We start from the raw sequence: 23,866 nt of genomic DNA, 5'->3' as shown, positions 1-23,866 counted from the left end.
CCGAATTAATTTACTTTAATTTCTATAAACTCACTCTGATTCCCGGTACGATCTACCGAGGTAATCCCAATTTTCTGAAGTTTAGTCTTCTTTTCTCCTACTTCTTTCTGTAAATCCTGACTTCTTTTTTCGGAATTTAAAATTTTATAATCCCAATTTCCAGTTTCGTATTTAAAGTATAGCACCCATTTGTGAATATCTTCATCATTTTCAACTCCCCAGGTCATTTCAATCTTATCAAGGTTTTCATTCACAGTAACGTTTGGAATTTCCGGTGGGGTGTTATCTAACCAGGGACTTGGCGGAACCAGGGTTTTCTTTCTGTAAGGTCCTTCTTTTATCGCTTTTGCCAATTCCTTATTTTTCAACAAGGGACCAATACTCCAATGCACCGCACCTTTACTTTGCGGAAGCATTCCGCGGGTAATCATAATTTGATTGATCACTTCGGTAATATGCATTTCATCTCCTTCACCGCCAACATTCATTCCCGGCCATAAATGGCGTTGTTTGGTGTTTTCACTTTGCCACCAGCCCAATAACTCAGGAAAACTCTGTCCTAACTGACTTATTTTCCAATACAACTGCGGGGTGTAATAATCTATCCAACCTTCGTTTAGCCATAGTTTAGCATCGGCATATAATTTATCATACTGGTCATAACCCTGAACAGATTCAGGATAACCCGGGCGCCAAATTCCAAAAGGACTTAAGCCGAATTTTACATGCGGCTTTTCCACTTTAATTTCCTCATAAATTCTTTTGATAAAAACGTTTACGCTTTCCCTACGCCAATCGCCACGTGAAAGTTCGCCACCGGCAGCCTGGTAGGCCCTCCAACTTAAATCGTCTGGAAAGTCTTTACCGTTATTATAAGAATCGTAAGGATAAAAATAATCGTCAAAATGAATACCGTCAACATCGTAACGCTTTACAATATCCATCACTACTGCCGAAGAACGATCTTGAGTTCCTTTTTGGGCAGGATCCATCCACCACATCCCATTTTCCAATTCTACCACTAAATCTGGATTGGTTTTGATCACAGATTCTTCACTAATTTCTTTCCCGGAGGTATGATGAGCGCGATAAGGATTTAACCAAACATGCAATTCGAGTCCGCGCTGGTGAGCAGCATTGATCCAAAATTTAAGCGGATCGTAATAAGGGTCGGGAGCTTTTCCCTGTTCTCCGGTGAGATAATAAGACCAGGGTTCTATTTCACTATTATAAAGGGCATCAGCCTGCGGACGAACCTGAAAGATTACCGCATTAAAATTATGTGCTTCTAAAAAATCTAAAAGTTCCAGCGCTTCTTGCTGTTGAGCAGAAGTAGAAAGACCCGGCTTACTGGGCCAGTTGATATTAGCAACAGTGGCAACCCAGGCCGCCCGGAATTCCTCAATATTTTTTGGAGTATTTGGATTCCATACTACTTCTTCTTTTGGAGTTTTTTCAGGAACATCAATCTCTGTAGGGATTTCTTCAACTACTTTTTCAGGTTCTGGCTTCACTGGTGTTTCTGGTTTTTGCTGTACTTCCTGGGTTGTTTTACAGGAGTAAAAAAACAAGAGGACAGCAAATAAGGAAAGAATTGTTTTTTTCATAGTTTGAAGATTCTGGGAGTAAATTAAAGAAAAGTCCTTCAGAAAAATTCTGAAGGACTTATAGCTAACTCACCTGTAAATATAAATATAATTACCAACCTGGATTTTGTTCCAATTCTACTCCCTGATCTCTATACAGGGTAATTTGATCTAAAGGAATAGGTTGAAGATAAACTCTGGGATCATCAAAAGTTCTTAACGATTCTTCAGCAGATGCCGGAATTAAATAACCTTCTTCTCCTCCACCGGTAACAGCAAGATTCTCCAAATTAGCATCGGGATAATCTGATTTATCTATCCACGCACCTCTGTTAATATCTGGATACTGAACCATATCTGAATACTCCAGTTTCTTCCAACGTTTTAAATCGTCTAATCTAAATCCTTCAAACATTAACTCAACTCTTCTCTCACGACGAATTTCCCATAAGATTGGAGCTACATCTGGATCTCTTTGTGGATCATCATAGGTTTGCCCGTTAACCGCAGGCTGGTCTCCAGAAACTTCCAGGTATGGAAGGTTAATCTCAGGCCTGTCTCTTAATACATTAATAGATTTATTAAGATCTTCTTGTGTAAAAGCGGGACCACCTACTGTAGATAGTTCATAAGCCGCCTCTGCATAATTAACCAAAATCTCGCCGTACCTAATTACCGGCGCATCTGTAGGGTTTAAGTTAGAATTTCCTCTTGGCTCATCGGCAATTTCTTCATTTAAGAACTTATGCGTAGCAATTCCTGTGGTTGAATAGTTAGGATCTACCCCGTTAATTCTTAATTCATTTGAAACGAAAGTTTCATAGATTCTAGGATCACGGTTTGCCATTAAGTTCTCAATTCCTTTATCTCCCTGGTACAAGTCTGATATTCCAATAGGCAGACCATCTTCAGCCAAATAAGATTCAATTCCGTCTTTAGACACTCCTGTTTGAGGTTCTTTATTGTTATAACTGTTGAGGGAGTGAGTAACCATTCCTTCTTCATACTCACGGTATAGTAATACTTCCGGATTTCCAGATAGATCCAGGGAATTAAATACCTCTCTATAATTTCCTAATGAAAAATTACCAGACTCAATTACTTCTTGAGCAGCCCATTTTGCCGCCTCAAGATATTCGGCTGCTTTCTCATTATTATTTTCGTGATATTTTTGCCAGGTACCTTCGTAAAGGAAAACTCTAGACATAAAACCAAGAACCACGCTTCTATCTACTTCTAAGCCTTCATTTTCAACATTGTCTCTAACATTTTCTGCCGCAAAGCGAAAATCTTCCAGAACACGGTCCATTACAAAAGTTCTATCGTCGCGTTTTTTGTATAACATTTCCTGATCATTTTCAGCAAGTTCCTGGTCGTAATAAGGAACGTCACCAAAAGCTTTTACCAAATCATGATATTCTAAAGCTCTAAAAAATCTTCCAATACCTGTCCAGTGGTTTATGGCTTCTTCTTCCATATCTACCCCCTGCACCCTGTCTATAAAGATATTTGCTTTACGCACCCAGGCAAAGCTCCATCCGCCACCTGAAGTAGGAACCTGTAGTGTGAATCTTGGAGGGTTTGTAGGTGCAAAATCATCGTTTAAGCTTTGGCCAGAGAAATATTTCCCCCAGGAAAAACCTGAGCCATATCCCGAAAAATATGCTGTATAAAAACCGTAAGCAAAGGTTTTTACGTTTACTTCGCTAGACCAATACGTTTCGTCTACCAGGACATCCTGTGGTGGAGTGTCCAGGAAATCTTTTTCACAACTTGCAACACCTAAGGCAAGAAAGAAAAGAATAAATATTTTGTTTGTTACTTTCATAATAACTAGATTTTTAAAATTATAGTGTTACCTGAACTCCTAAAGAAAATGATCTTCTAAATGGGTAAACACGTCCAAAGGTTGAGGTGTCATTTAAACCGGCTGAGGTATAGTCTACTTCAGGATCTACAGGAACCTGTGCACCTGTGAATTCGAAAAGATTCTCACCACTGGCATAAATTCTAAACCTTTCTACCTGAAATTTTTCTGTTAGAGAAGTTGGAATAGTATATCCTAAGGTGATGTTCTTCATTCTCAAATAAGACATGTCTAATAAATATTTTGATTGCGGTAAAAAGTTCATCGCATTATTAGATTGTTGCTGGTCGTTAGGTCTTGGATAATATGCGTTTGGATTTTCTGGAGTCCAGTAGTCTAACTGGTGCTCATACCAGGCTTCTCCATAACGATAGCCAGGAATAAATACCGGCCCGTTTGCCCAGAAATCACGTTTTCCAACACCCTGCATAAACATGTTAAAATCAAAACCTTTCCAGTTTGCTCCTATTTGCAATCCATATTGGTAACGAGGTGTGGAGTTACCAATTCTTTTCATATCTCCGGAATCACCTACTGTTCTAGATCCAAAATCTACAACACCATCACCATTTAAGTCTTTGTATTTTATATCTCCGGGACCGTACTGAAACCATCCATTTGTTTCGAAGATTTCCTGAGAAGGAATGCCTTCCGCTAAGTTACCGTCGGAATCAAAATCGGCTTCAGTAAAAAATCTATCGGTTTCATATCCCCAAATTTCTCCCAATTGTTTCCCTTCATAATAAGAATTAATTCCCTCGGTAGTATTTGCAAATTTCGTTACTCTCTCTTTAAAGTCACTTAAGTTACCTTTAGTGTTTATGCTAAGTCCGTTATCAAAAGTATGGCTAAAATCAAGTTCAAGCTCCCAACCTTTGGTTTGAATCTCACCAAAATTTCTAATTGGAGCTGAAGTACCAAAAGAATTAGGCAAAGTTACCCCTGCACTATGCATATCGCTAATTGTTCTCTCGTACCAGCTAAAACTAGCTCCTAATTTATCTTTAAAGAAACGAGCATCGAAACCTAAATCTAAGGTGGTAACAGTTTCCCAGGTAAGATCTGCCGGTAAAGCTCCAGGAGTTCCTGTAGTTAACTGGTTTTCACCATCTATTAACCATCCGGTATTGTAGGACGACATTGTTCTATAAATGTTAGAGATTAGCGCATTTTGGTTTCCTACAGATCCATAAGACCCTCTTAACTTTAGGAAAGACAAAGTTGGCTTTACAGCATCCATAAAATCTTCTTTGGTAACAATCCAACCAGCCGACATAGATGGGAAAAATGCCCACTTCTCATCTGCTGAAAGTCTGGAAGAACCATCATATCTACCATTTACGTTAAGTAGATACTTTTCTTTATATGAATAGTTAATTCGAGCAAAAGCACCTAAAGTGGTCCAATTTTCTCTATCACCTCCAACGAACTGATCTCCTGTAGCCAGGTCTAACTCTCCCTGATCTGGGTTTAATAAATCTCTTCTTTGAGAAGATTGTGCCCATAATTCAAACTCTTCGGCATCACCACCAACAGTAACTTCAAATTGATGATCATCAGCTATATTAAGATCGTAAGTCGCAAAAGCTTTTGCGGTGTTTCTTCTACTCCAGGAAGAATTGTAAACCACCCTATCATACGCTGGGCTGGTATATGGCTCGTAAACTAGATCTGGCCCGGTAGCCCAGAAATTGTAAGCCGAAACCGATCCACCAACCTGGTGTTCGTGTCTATCTACACCGTCAAAAGTATAATCAAAATTAATATCTAGATTTTCAATAGGATTGATAGTGGTACCTAAATTAATTCTGGTTAGAGCCCTATCATTTTGGTTCATCTTTGCCTGGGCCACTTCGTTTACGTGACTTCTAAAAGGATTTCCTTCGTAAGTTCCGTAAGGATAATATGCCGGCCATCTGGTGGTATAATACCAAGCATCATAAGTAGCAGATCCAAAAGCAAAAGGTTCTGTTGTTTTTGTATTGGTATATAATACTTTGGCTCGAACATCCATCCAGTCTGTAATAGAAGTATTAACACTTAAGTTAAGGTTATATCTTTCAAATTCATCTGGGTTTGCTTTATAAACTCCACCTTGTTCCAGGTAACCAAGACCAACATAGTAGTTAGTTTTTTCACTTCCTCCTGAAACAGAAAGATCGTGTTTTTGCTGTGGCGCCCATTCTTTTACGAACTTATCTTCAGGATTCCACGGACGATAGAAAAACAATCTTCCATCTCTTATTTCAAAATCACGGCCAAGAACCATTTCATCACTTAAATTCTGATCTCCATATAGTTCTTCCCATTCTCGCATTCTTTCAATCGCGGTATCATCTAAGTACATATTCACCAATCCAAATGCATCTAAAGAAGGAATTCTTCTTCTCACAGCCGCAAAAGCCATCTCGGCTCCGTCTGCTGCTGGTGCAACTGTAGGAGTATTGGTTGGAGTAGACCATGAAATGTTATTCGAGTAGTTAACGGTTGGTGCCTGGCTTCGTCTACCATTTTTAGTAGTCACCAAAATCACACCCCAGGCAGCTCTGGCTCCATAAATAGAAGTAGATGCTGCATCTTTTAATACTGAAATATCTTCAATATCCTGCGGGTTTATAGATTGCAGGCTGGAAACCTCAACGTTGTCTACCAAAATTAAGGGTTGAGCACCGCCACCTCCCGGGCTTAAAGTTCCTACATTACCACGCAATCTTATAGTTGGGTCCTGACCAATCTGCCCGGTAGGAGATGTAATCGTTATCCCGGGACTTGCACCTTGCAAACCACGTGCAACATCGGTAATTGGTCTTGAATCCAAAACTTCTGTATCTATCGTAGAGATTGAACTGGTTACATTACTCCGTTTTTGACTACCATACCCAACTACCACTACTTCATCCAAACCTTCAGTATCGGTTTGCATAGTAATAGTGAAATTGTTTTGATTCCCCACAGTAATCTTCTGTTCCTGGAATCCTAAAGATGAAAAAACCAGCACTGTACTGTTTTCATCTGGAATACTTAGAGAAAATTCCCCATCAAAATTACTTACAGTTCCTTTGGATGTATTCTCTATAAATACGTTCACCCCTGGTAGAGGCATTCCATCCGTATCAAAGATTTCTCCCGAAACTTCTCTCTCCTGTGCCCACACCTGAATTGAAAATAGGCAGAGCAACACTAAAATAGATTTACGAAAACGTTTTCCCATAATAATACATTAACAATTGATTATGAAACAAACATATCATATAAATTAATTAATAGCAATAAAAACTTGCAATAATTTACTTATTTTGCTGTTTTTTTGCGCTACTAGTCTATTTTTTGCTATTTTTAATTGCATAAATAGAATTTTAATAAAAAAACAGTAGACTTACTTTAAAAATCATAATTCAAAAATTTTAACATATTAATTTGATTCGAGTTAATTTTGTTATATACTGTCTTTAACCCAAAAACCAGTTCCAAAAATTTAATATGAAAAAAACTGAGCGCCATCAAATTATTCTTGACGAAGTACATCTACATAACAGAGTGTTACTAAGCGACTTAACCAGAACTCTTAACGTATCTATGGATACTGTGCGAAGGGATCTCATGGAATTGGATAAATTAAAACGCCTTAAAAAAGTTCACGGCGGAGCGGTTTCAAATGGATTTAATATTCATTCCGATAATACCCGGGAGGTGTACGAATATGAAAACAAATCTATTATTGCTAAGAAGGGAGTAGAACTTCTAAACCATGGTGACGTGGTACTTATTAGTGGTGGGTCTACTAATTTAGAACTTGCAAAATTACTTCCCAGAAAAATGAATTTAACTTTCTTTACTCCAAGTCTCCCTATGGCTGTAGAACTGCTTAACAACGCCTCTAAAAATGATGAGGTACATCTTATAGGAGGAAAATTATCAAGAGGATCGCAACTTGCGGCAGGTGGAAGTGCTATTAATCTTTTATCGGAAATCACAGCCGATATCTGCTTTTTAGGTACCGGTTATATGGATATTGCAAAAGGTGTTACCGAACTGGATTGGGAGGTTGCGCAAATGAAAAAAGCCATGGTTAAATCTTCCAAAAAATTGGTTTCACTTACCATTTCTAAAAAGCTCAACACCTATAACCGTTTTAAAGTTTGTGACGCGATTGCTGTAGATACACTAATTACAGAGTTAGAACCTAACTCACCAGAGCTACAAAAATATAGAAATATAGGCCTGAATTTATTATAGAATTATTTATAAAAAATAATGCCTGAAAATTAGGTGATGCCACTTCAGAAAGGTAATACCACGATATTCGGCAGAATATTAACTTTCATATTTTGCCAGTACATTTCTTACACTTTTATATGTTTCAAGCAATCGTGCGGCTTCAGCTTCATCTACATTTAACTCTTCCATAATCATCCTGGTACCGCGGCCTACCAATTTCTTATTGGAAAGTTGCATATCTACCATTTTATTGCCTTTTACCCTGCCTAGTTTTATCATTACACTGGTTGAGATCATATTCAATACCAGTTTTTGCGCAGTTCCGGCTTTCATTCTTGTACTACCAGTTACAAACTCGGGTCCGGTAACCACCTCTATAGGGAATTCGCTTGCTGCGGCCAAAGGACTGCCAGAACTACAAGTTACGCAACCCGTCACTATTCCTTTAGATCGTGCATCTTTAATTCCGCCAATAACGTATGGAGTAGTTCCTGATGCAGCAATCCCTACCACCACGTCTTTTTCTGAAACTTCAAATTTTTGAAGATCTTTCCAGGCCTGGTTGGTGTCATCTTCGGCATTTTCTACCGCATTTCTTAATGCAATATCACCACCGGCAATTAAGCCTATAACTAATTCATCTGATACCCCAAAAGTAGGAGGACACTCAGAAGCATCTAAAACCCCCAGTCTTCCACTTGTTCCAGCGCCAATATAAAATAATCGGCCACCAGCTTCCATTTTAGGTGCTATGGCATCAACCAATTTTTCAATGGCCGGAAGCTCTTTTTCAACACTTTCTGGAACGGTTTTATCTTCCTTGTTTATATTATGAAGCAGAGTTGAAGTACTCATTTTCTCTAAATCATTATACTTCGAAGTTTTTTCGGTATCGGGATTATTATTCTCCATTTTTAAGTTTAATTATAATATATCTCCCTCAATAACTCGAGGAGAAATGTTTTCAATAAAATATCTAAAATAATTTAAAATTTAGATTTAGGCATAAATTCTGAAAAAATCCCTTTTTTAGGGTTGCTATTCCAATCTACTTCTGGGCTTCTAAAATAATTTACATCCATAAGATCAAGTCTTAAACCTTGTTCTCCCAGACGTTTTATAAAGTTCTTATAATCTTTTTTCTCTGCCTTAGTCCAACCCACTTCTGCCATGGCTATTGTTCTTGGCCAGAACCTATCGTCTGCAGCTTCGTTAGAAAGTACCATCTCGGTCCAAACCGGAGCCTCTACCCCTATGGTATTCGGACTTTTCACCTTAAAGGTATAAGCATCTTTTAAAGAAACTCCATCTTCCTTGCACCAATTATTGGTCATTTCCTGTCCCGGTACGTTGGCGTGATCATAATAAAAACTCGAACAAATAGATTCTATTATAGGCGTATTCACTACACTTTTGGTTTTCCCATTCCAACGCTGACTAATAAAAGTAGTGTCTACTACTGCCTGAGTTACTTCTTCCCAACCTACAGTTGTTTTGCCAAGATTTTGAACAATAGAATCGGCTTTCACCACAAATTCTTTGTAACGTTCGTCTTCAATCTCATCACCTCCAATATGTAAATAATCTCCGGTAGTGATCTCTGCCATTTCCCCTAAAACTGTAGCTACAAAATCATAAATTTCAGGCTTATCTAAACATAGTTTACTCCATCCTACTTTGTATTCGTGAAATAACTCCGGTGGAGTCGCCATCCTGGGTTCTATATTGCTAAAATCGTCACAATTTAATTCTGGATAAGCCATTAAGGCTGAATAAATATGTCCTGGCATATCAATTTCAGGAACAATTACAATATTTCTCGCCGCAGCATATTCCTGGATTTCTTTATATTCTTCCTGGGTTAAATACCCAGACCTACCGCCTTTAACGGCACCTTTACTACCTAATTCGGTTAATTTAGGTTTTTGTTTTATTTCTATACGCCACCCCTGATCATCGGTTAGGTGCAAATGAAGTCTGTTTAATTTGTAAAAAGCCATTCGGTCTAAATGCTTTTTAATATAATTTGGACCGAAAAAACTACGAGCAATATCCAGCATAGACCCGCGCCATTCAAATCGTGGACTGTCGGTGATAGATACCTGGGAAAGTTTTATTTCTTCCGAAATTTTTTCATTTTCAATTTCCGGTGGAAACATTTGCCGCAAGGTTTGGATAGCATAAAATAGTCCGGCTTCAGTTGCCGCTTCTAAACTAACGGTACTTGAAGTAATATCTAAATTGTAACCTTCTTTACCAAGAGTTTCTTCTAGTTCTGGATCAATATTAAGGTTAAAACCGTTACAATTTTCTCCCCGCATCTCATAGCTTTGTGTATAAGTATTACTCAGCAATCGCTGCAGCCAGGCAGCCGATGCTTCTGCACCGGAATTAAAACAAACCACTGTTCTTTCCTGTAGTGTAAAGAACTCGTCTTTCCACTCAATTTCTGCTGGCTGCGGTATGATTGCTGGTTTTTCAACTTCGGGTTCTTGTGCGGATAAACCCAGTTGAAAAAACACTAAAACTAAACCTAACTTGAAACTTAAACTTTTCATTCTAAAATCTTTATTTTATTTTGTGTCCTTTTGCTGCGAAAAACCAGATATACAAATAACTTGGAATTACTATCCAGTAGGCCGATTGAGGATCAAAAGTATCGGCTAAATATCCGTAGATTAGTGGTAAAATAGCTCCACCGGCCAGTGCCATAATTAGGAAGGAAGAACCTATTTTAGTAAATCTACCCAATCCATTAAGTGCTAAAGGCCAAATTGCAGGGAATACCAAAGCATTTGCTAAACCTAAGAGCGATATACAAAGCACTGAAATATAGCCATCGGTAAAGATTGCACAAAGCCCAAGTATAATTCCCAAAATACCTGAGATCTGTAATGCTTTTTGCTGACTTATATATTTTGGAATAGTTACCGTACCAATTAAATACCCCACAATCATGGCAATTAAGGTATACGTAGTGAAATATTTAGCGATATCTGTATCAATATTCTGTCCATCGCGAGCATAACTTATCACCGTATCTCCGGCAATTACCTCTACTCCAACGTATAAAAACATAGCCAGGGTTCCTAATAGTAAATTTGGGAACTGAAGCACGCTGGTTTTACTTTTATTCGCAGCAGCAAGGGTCTCATCTTCTCCATCGGTTTCAATTTCAGGTAAAGCTGAATAATAAATAAGCACTGAAAGACCTACCAAAATTACCGCCATAATTATATATGGTGTGATCACCCGGTTAGAAAGTTCATCCAGGGCTGCTGCTTTTTCTATAACATTTAATCCTGCCAATTTCGCTTCTTCAGAATCCATATTCTTCAGAAGTATGGAACCAAAGATAATAGGAGCTAATGCACCAGCGACCTTATTGCAAATACCCATAATACTAATTCGTTTGGCGGCACTTTCAATAGGCCCAAGAATAGTGATATAGGGATTAGCTGCCGATTGTAGCAAAGCCAAACCGGTTCCCTGAACAAACAACCCGAATAGGAACATCGCGTAAGTTCTGGACATCGCAGCCGGTATAAAAATTAAAGCACCTATCGCCATTACAACCAGGCCTAGTGACATTCCGTTTTTAAAACCGGTTCTTTTTAATACCCAGGCTGAAGGGATAGCCATTACGAAATATGAAATATAAGAAGCAAAGGCTACTAAATAAGATTCAAAGTTATTTAACTGGCTGGCAGTTTTTAAAAATGGTATAAGTACAGAATTTAACCAGGTTACAAAGCCGAAGATGAAAAATAACACGCCTATAATAACAATAGATCTACTGGTGTTGTTCTGATTAGTTGCGGTTTCAGCAGCCATAAATGTATATCTTAAGTATAGTTAATATTTAATTCTGGTTAAACTTAATGCCTTTTTAGAAAATTATAACAAAAATGTTCCTTACAAAAAAAGGAAACTTTTTTATAACCAACGTATACTTAGGTAAGTTTTTTTATAAATAACTAAAAGATAAGTCATTTTTTTATTTAAATGATTTCCAAAGAGCAATACTTAAGGATTAGAATTTCTTGCAATTCTTATATTCTATCTTTCTTTTTAGGACTATGAAATAAACTATATTTGTAAACTTAAATTTGTTGATTACCTTTTACTCGATAATCGAGATTAAATACGCCGAGGCTTGCCTCGATTTGAAAATGAGACTTCCAATTCATATTTCTCGGGCTTGCCCCCGAAGTTTTTTGATGGAATTCAATAATTAAAATTACCTAATGAAACATATAAGAAACTTCTGTATAATCGCCCATATTGACCACGGAAAAAGTACCCTGGCAGATCGTTTACTAGACTTTACAGGTTCGGTAACAGATCGTGAAAAACAGGAACAACTCCTTGACAGTATGGATTTGGAACGCGAACGTGGCATTACCATTAAAAGTCACGCCATACAGATGGATTATGAATATGAAGGCGAAAAGTATGTTTTAAACCTAATTGACACACCGGGACACGTAGACTTTTCTTACGAAGTTTCCCGTTCTATCGCGGCTTGTGAAGGTGCTTTATTGGTAGTGGATGCCGCTCAAAGTATACAGGCACAAACTATTTCTAACCTTTATTTAGCCCTGGAAAACGACCTTGAGATAATTCCGGTGCTTAACAAGGTAGATTTACCAAGTGCAAACCCAGAAGTGGTAAGCGATGATATTGTAGATCTTCTGGGATGTGAATATGAAGATATTATTCCTGCAAGTGCAAAAACAGGACTGGGAATAGAGGAAATTCTGAAAGCTATAATAACCAGAGTTCCGGCACCAAGCGGAAAAGTAGATGCTCCTTTAAGAGCACTTATTTTTGATTCGGTTTACAATCCTTTTAGAGGTGTTGAAACCTATTTTAGAGTTATTAACGGGTCGATTAAAAAAGGCCAGAATATTAAATTCGTAGCTACCCAGAAAAATTATTTCGCCGATGAAGTAGGAACTTTGCGTTTAAAGCAATTCCCGCGGCAGGAAATAAAAACGGGTGATGTTGGTTACCTAATCACAGGAATTAAGGATGCCCGCGAAGTAAAAGTTGGGGATACTATTACCGATGCTAAAAATCCTACTACTGAAGCTGTAGCCGGGTTTGAGGATGTAAAGCCTATGGTTTTTGCCGGTATTTATCCAGTAGATACAGAAGATTATGAAGAACTTAGAAGTTCTATGGAGAAACTTCAGCTTAATGACGCCTCTTTGGTATTTTTACCGGAAAGTTCTGCTGCATTAGGTTTTGGTTTTCGTTGTGGATTTTTAGGAATGCTTCACCTGGAAATTATTCAGGAACGATTGGAACGTGAATTTGATATGACGGTAATTACCACCGTACCTAACGTATCTTATAATGCCTTCACCAATAAAAATCCAGATGATCTGATTTTGGTTAATAACCCTTCAGATTTACCGGAACCTTCTTCTTTAAACCGCGTAGAAGAACCTTTTATTAAAGCTACCATTATTACTAAAGCCGATTATGTTGGGAATGTTATGTCGCTTTGTATAGAAAAAAGAGGGGAAATCACCAACCAGGTGTATTTAACTCCTGAAAGGGTGGAGCTAAGTTTTGATATGCCTTTAGCTGAAATTGTTTTTGACTTTTACGATAGATTAAAAACCGTTTCCAGAGGTTACGCTTCCTTCGATTATTCACCTATAGGAATGCGCGAGTCTAAACTGGTTAAAGTAGATGTTTTACTTAACGGGAATATTGTAGATGCCCTTTCTGCCCTACTCCACGTAGACAACGCTTACGATATTGGAAAGAAAATGTGTGAAAAGTTGAAGGAATTAATTCCAAGGCAACAATTTGATATTCCAATACAGGCGGCAATTGGTGCTAAAATTATTGCGCGTGAAACCGTAAAAGCACTAAGAAAAGACGTTACCGCCAAATGTTATGGTGGTGATATTTCACGTAAAAGAAAACTGCTGGAAAAACAGAAAAAAGGTAAAAAACGTATGCGCCAGGTAGGAAATGTTGAAATTCCGCAAGAAGCCTTTATGGCGGTACTTAAGTTGAATGATTAGTTAGTCGGTAGACTTTAGTCTTTAGACGTTAGTATTTATTTCCTGGTCAGATATTTCATTAAAGAGGTGATCATTTTAGATAGTTCTGCAAGATCTTTTCTATAATGATTATATTCTTCTAGTCGAAGATATTTTTGACGCTGTGCAATCTCTACGCAAACGACACATTCTTTAACTGAATTCAAAGATATTTGAAGATAACGGCGAAATTCAGGATTTGAACTACCTGAGCCTTCTGCAATATTAAGGGCTATAGAAATGGCAGCTCTTCGAAATTGTGAAGTTAGTCCATAAACTTCTTCTTTGGGAAATTCTTTGGTTTCCGCATAAATCCTATCAATCAAAATCAAAGACTTTTGGTAAACCTTAAGTTCCTCAAAATTAAATTTTTCCATTTCCATTTATCTAAATATATAAAATCTTTCATTGGATAAACATTTTCATATCATTTCTTAACTTGTAGTTCATTTTTTAAATTTGTGGTGAATTAAATTCAGGGGTAGCTTTTTCTAAGGTCTACCGCCTAATGACTAAAGACTAAAAAAATGGCCGGACATAGTAAATGGGCAAATATTAAACACCGAAAAGGTGCGCAGGATAAAAAACGTGCAAAGCAGTTTACCCGAGCAATAAAAGAGATTAGCGTTGCGGTAAAAGAAGGTGGCGGCGCAGATCCTGAAACCAATCCTACGCTACGTAATGCAATTTCTAATGCCAAGGGTGTGAATATGCCCAAAGACACCATAGAACGCGCTATAAAGAAGGCCAGTGGAGCTGATGCCGATAATTATGAACTGGTAACTTTTGAAGGCTATGGACCCAACGGAATAGCTTTCTTTATTGAATGTACTACCGATAACACAAATAGAACCGTAGCATCAGTTCGCTCTACTTTTTCTAAAAACGGCGGAAATTTAGGCACGAATGGTTCCCTGGAGTTTCTTTTTGATAAAAAAGGAGTTTTTACCATAGAAAGGGAAAAGATAGAAATGAACCTGGAGGAATTTGAACTTGAACTTATTGAAGGTGGAGCCTCAAAAATTGAGAAAGAAGAAGACTTTATCACCATCTACACCAATTTTACTGATTTTGGACTAATGTCTACAAAATTAGAAGAACTGGAAATTGAAGTTAAATCTTCTGAAGTTCAGCGTATTCCATTAAATACTGTAGAATTACCGGTTGAAGATGCCAAAAAAATACTCAACCTGGTAGATAAATTTGAGGACGACGATGATGTTCAGAATGTTTATCACAATATGGAAATCACCGACGAATTGGTAGCAGAAATGGAGCACGAAGATTAATTATCTTCTTCCTGCTCCTGCTCTTTTTTTTCTTTTATATCTTGTTCTGCCTCTTCTTTATCTATGGTTTCATCATAATCTTCTTCAGCTTTTTCTTCCCGTTGAATTTTCTTCCCAAGATAAACCAGTTGATAATCCTCTTCAATTTCAACTTCAGAACTGTGTGAAGGAATTATAATTAAATCTCCATCTTTACTTTTCACAAAAAGCGGGATAATATCGGTATCGGTTTTTGAAATCTCTATTAGACCTTCATAATGCTCTTTACTGTTAAGCGTAATCTCGTGGATCTTAGGATAGTTTCTGGAAACGTCTGTAAGTTTTATATAATCGTCTGTATGAGAGAATAAACCTTCAGTTGGATTCTTCTCCGGATTATTCATTTCGTCTGCAGTAATAACCCTGAATGATCCATTTTCACCAAATTGCTTTTTAAACTTTGAGATGGCGGTTTTGTTGATATCGCTATTTCCGGTCATAGCCATCAGGTAACCAATATCATTCAATTCAATATTATTCATTAAATCATCTGCATATACACTTCCTTCAATAGCATCAATTCCCAATTTTCGGGCCTTTTTTACATTATCAGAATTGTTATCTAAAAGCACTACATGACGCTTGTTATCGTGTAAGTATTTTCCTATTAATCTTGAAATTGAGGAAGCGCCAATGATTAAAATTCCCTGAGAATCTTTAATAAATACGCCTACCAAGCGGGCAAAAACCCTGGCTGTAGCGGCATTTAGTAAAACCGAACAAAGCACGATCATAAAAACAAGCGGCGTAATATATTCGGCACCTTCAATACCTTCACGAGCCAAACGCAAGCCAAATAAAGAGGCGATACCTGCAGCAACAATACCTCGCGGTCCAACCCAGCTTATAAAAGCTACTTCGTTCACCTTTAAGCCAGAACCGAGTGAACTTAAGATCACCCCAATTGGTCTTACCAGTAAAGCAACAATTCCAAAAAGAATAAGTGAATTCCAGTTAAAGACCAGTAAAAGTTCTTCAACTTCAATATTGGCCGCCAATAATATAAACAGAATGGAGATCAATAAAACACTAAGTGACTCTTTAAAATACAGTAACTCCTTAATGTTAGGTAGATCCTTATTTCCCATTACCATTCCCATAATTACCACAGCTAAAAGTCCGCTTTCATGGGCAAACATGTCTGCCATAACAAAGACACCCAGTACGGTTGCAAGGGTGAAAACATTCAATAAATAGTGTGGAATTATTTGTTTTTTAATCAGAAAAGCTAATAAATGAGCGAATGTAAATCCGAAGGTAAATCCAAAAAGTAAGATCTTACCGAATTCAATTAGTGCAGTTTGCGTAAAATCCTGTCCGCCTTCTACCCTAATGAATTCAAACATCAATACAGAAATAAGTGCCCCAATAGGGTCTATAAGAATTCCTTCCCATTTAAGAATAGAAGAAACGTGAGTCTTTAATGGAATATTTCGCAGAATTGGCGTAATAACCGTGGGCCCGGTTACGATAATTAATGCTGAAAATAAAAAGGAAATCTGCCAGGTAAGGTCAAAAATAAAATGCGCTGCAAGACCGGCTCCCAGAAAAGTGACGATAGTACCAACACTTATTAATTTTAAAATTACAGGGCCAATATTACCAACTTCCCCTTTTCTAAGGGTTAAACCACCTTCAAAAAGAATTACCGAAATTGCCAGTGATACAAAGTAGAAAAGACTTTCGCCCGGAAATAAACCTTCAGAGCCATTCCAAATAGGTTCTACCCATTTGGTTCCATCTTCACTAATTAATGTTGAAATAGGTCCAACTAAAAGCCCTATTAATATAAGTGGTAAAATTGCAGGAGTTTTAATTTTCCAGGCCAACCATTGGGCCAGGATCCCCAATATTATCAAACTTGCCAGTTCTAACATGCGTACGTCATTTTAGCTATAAATTGCTATTTACAAAAATACCTCGATTTAACCGCAAGTATATAAGGAATTCAGTTATTTTGAAATAAAAAAAGAAATTTTTATTGTAAACTACATTTATTTTATCTATTTGCATATATATTCTGAAATTAGTAATATTTTGTATGTTAATTAGCCAAATTATTAATTATGGAAGAATTAAATATCCTTAATTTGTTAATCATCTTAACCAGTGCCTGGTTAGGAGGATCGGCCGCCAAAAGGTTGGGCTATCCGGCCATCCTGGGAGAATTAATCATAGGAATTTTACTTGGTCCTGCGCTACTTGCATTCCTTGAAACTTCAGAAATGATTAATGTGTTGGCAGAAGTAGGCATCATCCTGCTTATGGTTTACATAGGAATGGAGATCAATTTTCGAGACCTTGGGAAAGCTTCCTGGCCGGGACTTTTAGCCGCGATTGGGGGTTTTATAGTTCCGTTTGCACTGGGTTATTACACGATAATTTATTTTGGAGGGACCCAAATGGCTGCAATTTTTGTGGCTATTGCTGTAGCTGTAACCTCTCTCGCCACCAAAAGCAGGATTTTGGTAGACCTAAAGTTGCTCAATACCAGAATAGCTTATGTACTTATGGCCGGTGCCCTTATTTCGGATACCCTCGCGCTGGTTATTTTCGCAGGAATTATAAGTTATGTAGATGCCGGAAGTATTGATACTCTTGGTTTAGCCTGGGTTGCCGGAAAAGCTATCTTGTTTTTTGTTTTTACCGCCCTGGCGGGAATTTATCTATTGCCATTATTGGGTAGGTTTTTAATGAAGTCTAAAATTAACAGCCGCACCCTTCATTTCACTTTAATTCTTATTATCGTGCTGGGCTTTTCAGAATTAGCTGAAGTAGCCGGTTTACATAGTATTTTAGGAGCTTTTATGGCAGGATTATTTATTAGAGATGGCGTTTTTAATCGGCAAATTTCTAAAGATATAAACAATATATTTCACGATATTTCTATCGGATTTTTAGCGCCTATTTTCTTCGTTTCCGCAGGATTTAATGTAACTCTGGAGGTATTTCAAACAGATCTGGTGATGCTTATTGTAGTTACATTGGTGGCGATGGTAGGGAAAATTTTTGGTACGGCCTTATTCTATCTTCCAAGTGGTTACGGCTGGCGCGAAGGTATCGCCGTAGGAACCGGAATGAATGGACGGGGAGCGGTAGAAATTATTATTGCGGGTATTGGTTTGCAAATGGGGATAATTACTAATGAGATCTTTTCTATCCTGGTTTTTATGGCCATTTTCACGACGTTAACAGTACCATTTCTTTTAACCTGGACCACAAACTGGCTAAGAAAAAGAAACGAATTGGTTCACCAGGAGTCCAAGAGTGGTTATATCATTTTAGGTGCCAATCCGCTTGGTTTATACATGGCGAAAAAACTTCAGGATAAAAATGAGGTGATTATTATAGATGCGAACCGCGAAATGGTGGCTGAAGCTAAAAAACAAGGTTTCAACAGTATGTACGGGAATATTTTAAAAGAAGAAACCATGGAAGATGCAAAAGCCATAGAAAAAGGCACTTTTATTGGACTTACGGGTAATAATGAGATAAACTTCCTTGCCGCACAACTTGCCGAAGACGCTTTCTATATACCTAACAAAATTGTATTGGTATCGCCCAGTGAGACCGGGGCAGATGTAAATATGCTCGATAAAATTAATGCTACTTCGCTTTTCGCTAATAAAACCGAATTAGAACCCTGGGCCTCTAAAATTAGTAATGGAGATTTTAAAGAAAATACACTCACTATTAAAGAAGAGATCTCCACCCGGGAATGGGTAAAAGAGCATAAAGGAGATAAAAATTCAATTTTACCGTTTTTTATAATTAATACTGAAGGAATTATAAGACCATTCCATTACAACGATACCATAGCCGAGGGTGAAAAAGTAATTTACCTGGAGTAGAAACTTTTTACAGTTGAAGTTTTAAAACATGCCTACTAACAGAATTTTAGCAGTGCATGTTTTTTGCTTTTAGTAATTTGCAGAAACTAAATTGAATCTTATGAAATTATATCCCATAGAATCAGGAAATTTTAAACTGGATGGCGGCGCAATGTTCGGCGTGGTTCCTAAAAGCCTTTGGAATAGAACTAATCCTGCCGATTCTAACAATATGATAGATATGGCGGCTCGCTGCCTTTTAATTGAAGATGGAGATAAACTTACGCTTGTAGACACCGGGATGGGCGACAAGCAAAGCGATAAATTCTTCGGTTTTTATTATCCCTGGGGCGAACATTCTATAGATAAATCACTGGAAAAACACGGATTTCACCGAGATGATATTACCGATATTTTTCTAACCCACCTGCATTTTGATCACGTGGGAGGCGCTATAAAATGGAATAAAGATAGAACCGGTTATGAACCGGCTTTTAAAAATGCTAAATTTTGGAGCAATAAAGATCACTGGAAGTGGGCTACAGAACCTAATGCCCGCGAAAAAGCCTCGTTTCTCCCTGAAAATATTCTGCCTATGGAAGAAAGCGGGAAACTTCAATTTCTAGATCGTAAAGAGAACGAAATTTACACTCAGGCTAAAGAATTTGATTTTGGCGTATTGTTTGTAGATGGACATACCGATAAACAAATGATTCCGCATATTCAATATAAAGATAAAACCCTCGTGTTTATGGCAGATTTGCTGCCAACCGCCGGCCATATTCCTTTACCTTACGTAATGGGTTTTGATACCAGGCCGTTGCTCACTTTAACTGAAAAAGAAAAATTCTTAAAGAAAGCGGCAGATGAAGGTTATTATTTGTTCCTGGAGCACGATGCCCACAACGAAATTATCACCTTAAAAAACACTGAAAAGGGAGTTAGGTTAGACAAAACCTTTACTTTTAACGAACTTTTCAATTAAAAAATAAATTAAGTAAACTACCTCGGAGCAAGCTCACGAGACATTCATAAAAAATAATATTTTTAATTTCGTGGCCAGCCTTGCTGCATTAAATCTCGATTATTGAGTAAATAATTTTTCAAAAGTAATTTATAAAAATAATGAAGATACCTTTTTTAAAACCCGCGCTAGTTATGGGAAGCGCACTTATATTAGCTTCCTGCGGAAGTGGTTCCCCAAAAATAGTTTCTACGCCAATAGCCAACATAGATTCTATTCCGCTTAAAATTACAGATCTCTCTGAAACCCAGTTAAAAGGTTGGGGCGGTGCCGATCTTATGACAGATACCATCCCCGGTATGAGCGTTGAGAAAGCATATTCAGAAATAATTAAAAACAATAAAGGTCAAAAAACTATTGTTGCCGTGATAGATAGCGGCGTTGATATTGAACACGAAGACCTTGACGGCGTTATCTGGACAAATTCAGATGAAATCCCCGGTAACGGGAAAGACGACGATAACAATGGTTATATAGACGATATGCACGGCTGGAATTTCCTTGGCGATGCAGTAGAAGAAAATTTAGAGTATACCCGTATTTATAAGCGCTTAAAGCCGAAATATGAAGGTAAAACTGCAAGCTCTATAAGCACTGCAGATCGTGCTGAATTTATCTATTACCAGGAAGCAAAAGAAGAATACGAAAAAGAATATGAAGAAACCGTTCAGAATAGAAATCAGTATGAGCAGATCAAAAAGCAACTGGTAGCTGCGCACCAGGCTGTTTCTTCACAACTTGGTAAAGAAAATTATACCAAAGAAGAGCTTAATAAAATGGAAGCTTCAGGCCAGATGGCCCAATACAAAGGAATGCTGCAGCAAATTCAGAATAACGTAAATGAAAATATTCCGGAAGCGCTTGAAGAACTGGATGAAGGCATAGAATATTATGCAAACAGGCTGGAGACTCATTTTAACCTGGAGTTGGATGGACGTGCACCCGTAGGTGACGATCCTTATGATATTACAGATACTGATTACGGAAACGCCAATGTGATGGGACCATCAGAAGATAAAGAAGATCTTAAACACGGTACCCACGTAGCCGGAATTATCGCTGCCGAAAGAAATAATAACATGGGCATAAATGGTGTAGCAAATAATGCTGAAATTATGGTTTTACGCGCTGTGCCAGATGGAGACGAATACGACAAAGATATTGCCCTGGCTATTCGTTATGCTGTAGATAATGGTGCAAAAGTGATCAATACCAGTTTTGGGAAGTATTTTTCTCCAAACCCGGAATGGGTTACGGAAGCTATTAGATATGCTGAAAAGAACGATGTGCTAATTGTTAATGCCGGAGGAAATGAAGGCCTTAATTTAGACGAAAATACCGTTTATCCTAACGATCAAAATCCTGAGGCTCCACAAGAAATTGCTGATAATTTTTTAACTGTTGGTGCTCTTAATTACGATTATGGTGCTCAATTAGTAGCCGATTTCTCCAACTACGGAAAAACAAATGTTGATGTTTTTGCTCCCGGAACTAAGATTTGGTCTACCACACCAAATAACGAGTACGAATACCTACAGGGAACCTCTATGGCGGCTCCAGCAGTTGCAGGTGTGGCAGCTATTATTCGTTCTTTTTACCCAAAATTAAGCGCTGCTCAGGTTAAACAGGTAATTATGGATAGCGGTTTAACCACCAATGCCGATGTTATTGTAGGCGGCGATAGAAACAATACACAGGATTTTAAAGAATTATCTACTTCGGGGAAAATGGTAAATCTTTACAATGCGCTTATTTTAGCCTCACAAACCAAATAGAATTCAAGTAAACTACCTCTGTGCAAGCCACGAGGCATAAATAGAAAAAAATATTTTAATTTCGAGGCATCCCGATGCTTCGGGACGGAGCATTTAAATCTCGATTATCGAGTAATATTTTGATCATAAAAACCACAATTAAATGAAGAAATTATTTTTAAGTCTGGCCCTTGTTGCAACCTCCCTGGCCAGTGCCCAAAACAACACCAGCTACTGGCAACAGCACGTAGACTATAAGATGGAGGTAGATATGAATGTTGAAAATTTTCAATATACCGGTTCCCAGGAATTGATATATACCAACAATTCACCTGATACTTTAGACCGTGTTTTTTACCATTTGTATTTCAATGCTTTTCAACCGGGAAGTGAAATGGACGTACGTTCCTTAACCATAAAAGACCCGGATAGGAGAGTAGGAGACCGTATTTCTAAATTAACCGAAGAAGAACAGGGATATTTAAGAGTGTCTAGCCTGGATCAAAACGGTAACGAACTTTCTTATGAAGAAGTTGGTACTGTGCTGGAGGTTGAGCTTGATGAGCCTATTTTACCTGGAGAAAAAGCCACTTTTAATATGGAATTTGAAGGCCAGGTGCCAGAACAAATTCGCCGATCAGGAAGAAACAGCTCAGAAGGTGTAGCGCTTTCTATGAGCCAGTGGTTTCCTAAAATGGCAGAATATGATTTTGAAGGATGGCACGCAGCGCCTTACATTGGTCGTGAATTTCACGGGGTTTGGGGCGATTTTGACATAAAACTTACCATTGATAAAGACTATACCGTTGCCGCTTCAGGATACCTTCAAAATCCTGATGAAATTGGACATGGTTATTCTGATGAAGAAGTACAGGCTGAAGGCGATACACATACCTGGCATTTTGTAGCACCAAAAGTGCACGATTTTACCTGGGCTGCAGATCCTGAATATATTCACGATAAAAGAACTGCTGAAGACGGAACCGTACTTCACTTTTTCTATAAAGACAATGATGAGATAAAGGAGAACTGGAAAAATCTTCAGGAAAAAACCGAAGATTTATTGTTGTTTTTCAACGAAAATATCGGCCCATATCCATGGGATCAATATACCGTGGCACAAGGTGGTGATGGCGGTATGGAATATGCCATGCTAACCTTAATCACAGGAGAACGTAACTTTGGAAGTCTTGTGGGTGTTACTGCACACGAATTGGCTCACGCCTGGTTTCAGCATTTAATGGCTACAAACGAAAGTAAACACGAGTGGATGGACGAAGGTTTTACCAGTTATATTTCTAGTGTTGCAATGAACCAGGTGATGGAAACTTATGCTGAAAACCCTCATACAGGATCTTACCGCGGATATATACAATTGGCAAACTCTGGCGTTGAGCAACCACAAACTACTCAGGCAGATCGTTATAATTTAAATGCTGCTTATGGAGCCGCTGCTTATTCTAAAGGGGCTGTATTTTTAGCTCAGTTAGGGTATATTATCGGAAAGGATAATCTTGATAAAACTTTAAAGCGTTATTATGATGAATGGAAATTTAAACATCCTACCCCAAACGACTTTATTAGAATTGCTGAAAAAGTTTCGGGAGCAGAACTAGACTGGTATTTAAACGACTGGACACGTACTACCGCTTCTATTGATTATGATATTAAAGAAGTTACCGAAGCAGATGAAAATTCAACTAAAGTAACTTTAGAACGTAAAAATTTGATGCCAATGCCTATAGATATCACCGTGCGTTACAGCAACGGGGAAGAAGAAATGATCTATGTTCCTTTGCAAATAATGCGTTGGGAAAAGCCGGCAGAACACGAGAACTGGACCGTAGCAGAAGATTGGGCCTGGGCCTATCCAACCTACGAGTTAAACATAGATAAACCACTTAGCGAGATAGAAAGTATAGAAATAGACGAATCTCAACTAATGGCAGATGTGAAAAGAGATAACAATCTTTATACTGCCGAAGAACCTTCAGAAGAAGAAGGACAGGAGTAATATTCTTTTAAAATTAGCATTTAGACCTCACAGGTTTTTGAAACCTGTGAGGTCTTTTTTTATAACAATTTTTAAAATCGTTATTCTGAATTTATTTCAGAATCTAAGCCTGTTAGAACTCCGAACAAATTTCGGAGCAGGCTCTGAAACAAGTTCAGGTTGACGTATATAATTCAACTCCTA

The 23,866-nt window shown here is 37.9% G+C and carries 15 protein-coding genes; 7 read left to right on the top strand and 8 right to left on the bottom strand.

Annotated elements, in window-relative coordinates:
• Positions 1 to 5: 5 nt before the first annotated feature.
• The 3 genes from B5440_RS12865 to B5440_RS12855 form a co-directional block, all read right to left on the bottom strand.
• Positions 6 to 1,607: a glycoside hydrolase family 10-like protein gene (locus B5440_RS12865; RefSeq protein WP_070054200.1), complete on the bottom strand. Its 1,602-nt coding sequence runs from the start codon at positions 1,605 to 1,607 to the stop codon at positions 6 to 8.
• A 91-nt stretch (positions 1,608 to 1,698) separates the two neighbouring features.
• On the bottom strand, positions 1,699 to 3,414 hold the full coding sequence (locus tag B5440_RS12860) for a RagB/SusD family nutrient uptake outer membrane protein (protein ID WP_070054201.1): 1,716 nt from the start codon (positions 3,412 to 3,414) through the stop codon (positions 1,699 to 1,701).
• 19 nt (positions 3,415 to 3,433) lie between these two features.
• Positions 3,434 to 6,664, bottom strand: a complete 3,231-nt coding sequence (locus B5440_RS12855; protein WP_070054202.1) for a SusC/RagA family TonB-linked outer membrane protein — start codon at positions 6,662 to 6,664, stop codon at positions 3,434 to 3,436.
• 269 nt (positions 6,665 to 6,933) lie between these two features.
• Here B5440_RS12855 and B5440_RS12850 point away from each other — a divergent pair, with 269 nt between their 5' ends.
• A complete protein-coding gene (locus B5440_RS12850; RefSeq protein ID WP_070054203.1) occupies positions 6,934 to 7,689 on the top strand; it encodes a DeoR/GlpR family DNA-binding transcription regulator in 756 nt (251 codons plus the stop codon).
• Positions 7,690 to 7,767: 78 nt separating this feature from the next.
• Here the strand turns inward: B5440_RS12850 and murQ are convergent, their stop codons facing one another.
• The 3 genes from murQ to B5440_RS12835 all read right to left on the bottom strand — a co-directional run bounded on the left by murQ (position 7,768) and on the right by B5440_RS12835 (position 11,505).
• Positions 7,768 to 8,583: an N-acetylmuramic acid 6-phosphate etherase gene (murQ, locus tag B5440_RS12845; protein WP_070054204.1), complete on the bottom strand. Its 816-nt coding sequence runs from the start codon at positions 8,581 to 8,583 to the stop codon at positions 7,768 to 7,770.
• 74 nt (positions 8,584 to 8,657) lie between these two features.
• Positions 8,658 to 10,229 (bottom strand): beta-N-acetylhexosaminidase, encoded by a 1,572-nt coding sequence (locus B5440_RS12840; RefSeq protein ID WP_070054205.1) that lies wholly within the window; start codon positions 10,227 to 10,229, stop codon positions 8,658 to 8,660.
• 10 nt (positions 10,230 to 10,239) lie between these two features.
• A complete protein-coding gene (locus B5440_RS12835) occupies positions 10,240 to 11,505 on the bottom strand; it encodes a sugar MFS transporter (protein WP_070054206.1) in 1,266 nt (421 codons plus the stop codon).
• Positions 11,506 to 11,918: 413 nt separating this feature from the next.
• Between B5440_RS12835 and lepA the strand changes: the two genes are divergently transcribed.
• On the top strand, positions 11,919 to 13,715 hold the full coding sequence (gene lepA, locus B5440_RS12830; protein WP_070054207.1) for a translation elongation factor 4: 1,797 nt from the start codon (positions 11,919 to 11,921) through the stop codon (positions 13,713 to 13,715).
• 35 nt (positions 13,716 to 13,750) lie between these two features.
• Here lepA and B5440_RS12825 read toward each other — a convergent pair whose 3' ends face one another.
• Complete coding sequence (locus B5440_RS12825; RefSeq protein WP_070054208.1) at positions 13,751 to 14,116, bottom strand: four helix bundle protein; 366 nt, start codon at positions 14,114 to 14,116, stop codon at positions 13,751 to 13,753.
• 144 nt (positions 14,117 to 14,260) lie between these two features.
• Between B5440_RS12825 and B5440_RS12820 the strand changes: the two genes are divergently transcribed.
• Entirely contained in the window at positions 14,261 to 15,022 is a 762-nt protein-coding gene (locus B5440_RS12820; RefSeq protein ID WP_070054209.1) for a YebC/PmpR family DNA-binding transcriptional regulator, read from the top strand.
• Here the strand turns inward: B5440_RS12820 and B5440_RS12815 are convergent.
• Positions 15,019 to 16,938: a cation:proton antiporter gene (locus tag B5440_RS12815; RefSeq protein WP_070054210.1), complete on the bottom strand. Its 1,920-nt coding sequence runs from the start codon at positions 16,936 to 16,938 to the stop codon at positions 15,019 to 15,021. The two genes, B5440_RS12820 and B5440_RS12815, sit on opposite strands and share 4 nt — an antisense overlap.
• A gap of 189 nt (positions 16,939 to 17,127) precedes the next feature.
• Between B5440_RS12815 and B5440_RS12810 the strand changes: the two genes are divergently transcribed.
• The 4 genes from B5440_RS12810 (at position 17,128) to B5440_RS12795 (ending at position 23,683) form a co-directional block, all read left to right on the top strand.
• Positions 17,128 to 18,912, top strand: a complete 1,785-nt coding sequence (locus tag B5440_RS12810; RefSeq protein ID WP_070054211.1) for a cation:proton antiporter — start codon at positions 17,128 to 17,130, stop codon at positions 18,910 to 18,912.
• Positions 18,913 to 19,012: 100 nt separating this feature from the next.
• Positions 19,013 to 19,876 carry an MBL fold metallo-hydrolase gene (locus tag B5440_RS12805; protein ID WP_070054212.1) on the top strand — a complete coding sequence of 288 codons (864 nt, stop codon included), beginning with the start codon at positions 19,013 to 19,015 and terminating at the stop codon, positions 19,874 to 19,876.
• A 140-nt stretch (positions 19,877 to 20,016) separates the two neighbouring features.
• Positions 20,017 to 21,690 (top strand): S8 family peptidase, encoded by a 1,674-nt coding sequence (locus B5440_RS12800; RefSeq protein WP_070054213.1) that lies wholly within the window; start codon positions 20,017 to 20,019, stop codon positions 21,688 to 21,690.
• Positions 21,691 to 21,832: 142 nt separating this feature from the next.
• Positions 21,833 to 23,683, top strand: coding sequence for a M1 family metallopeptidase (locus B5440_RS12795; RefSeq protein WP_070054214.1), 1,851 nt, complete (start codon positions 21,833 to 21,835; stop codon positions 23,681 to 23,683).
• Positions 23,684 to 23,866: the final 183 nt, after the last annotated feature.

Origin of the sequence: Salegentibacter salarius, assembly GCF_900168265.1 — a bacterium.
Lineage (GTDB): Bacteria > Bacteroidota > Bacteroidia > Flavobacteriales > Flavobacteriaceae > Salegentibacter > Salegentibacter salarius.
This window is presented reverse-complemented; position numbering and strand designations above follow the sequence as displayed.

What these genes read in the sequence shown, in the direction of transcription:
- B5440_RS12865 (WP_070054200.1), bottom strand. Translation starts at nt 1,607, where the DNA reads ATGAAAAAAACAATTCTTTCCTTATTTGCTGTCCTCTTGTTTTTTTAC.
- B5440_RS12860 (WP_070054201.1), bottom strand. Translation starts at nt 3,414, where the DNA reads ATGAAAGTAACAAACAAAATATTTATTCTTTTCTTTCTTGCCTTAGGT.
- B5440_RS12855 (WP_070054202.1), bottom strand. Translation starts at nt 6,664, where the DNA reads ATGGGAAAACGTTTTCGTAAATCTATTTTAGTGTTGCTCTGCCTATTT.
- B5440_RS12850 (WP_070054203.1), top strand. Translation starts at nt 6,934, where the DNA reads ATGAAAAAAACTGAGCGCCATCAAATTATTCTTGACGAAGTACATCTA.
- murQ (WP_070054204.1), bottom strand. Translation starts at nt 8,583, where the DNA reads ATGGAGAATAATAATCCCGATACCGAAAAAACTTCGAAGTATAATGAT.
- B5440_RS12840 (WP_070054205.1), bottom strand. Translation starts at nt 10,229, where the DNA reads ATGAAAAGTTTAAGTTTCAAGTTAGGTTTAGTTTTAGTGTTTTTTCAA.
- B5440_RS12835 (WP_070054206.1), bottom strand. Translation starts at nt 11,505, where the DNA reads ATGGCTGCTGAAACCGCAACTAATCAGAACAACACCAGTAGATCTATT.
- lepA (WP_070054207.1), top strand. Translation starts at nt 11,919, where the DNA reads ATGAAACATATAAGAAACTTCTGTATAATCGCCCATATTGACCACGGA.
- B5440_RS12825 (WP_070054208.1), bottom strand. Translation starts at nt 14,116, where the DNA reads ATGGAAATGGAAAAATTTAATTTTGAGGAACTTAAGGTTTACCAAAAG.
- B5440_RS12820 (WP_070054209.1), top strand. Translation starts at nt 14,261, where the DNA reads ATGGCCGGACATAGTAAATGGGCAAATATTAAACACCGAAAAGGTGCG.
- B5440_RS12815 (WP_070054210.1), bottom strand. Translation starts at nt 16,938, where the DNA reads ATGTTAGAACTGGCAAGTTTGATAATATTGGGGATCCTGGCCCAATGG.
- B5440_RS12810 (WP_070054211.1), top strand. Translation starts at nt 17,128, where the DNA reads ATGGAAGAATTAAATATCCTTAATTTGTTAATCATCTTAACCAGTGCC.
- B5440_RS12805 (WP_070054212.1), top strand. Translation starts at nt 19,013, where the DNA reads ATGAAATTATATCCCATAGAATCAGGAAATTTTAAACTGGATGGCGGC.
- B5440_RS12800 (WP_070054213.1), top strand. Translation starts at nt 20,017, where the DNA reads ATGAAGATACCTTTTTTAAAACCCGCGCTAGTTATGGGAAGCGCACTT.
- B5440_RS12795 (WP_070054214.1), top strand. Translation starts at nt 21,833, where the DNA reads ATGAAGAAATTATTTTTAAGTCTGGCCCTTGTTGCAACCTCCCTGGCC.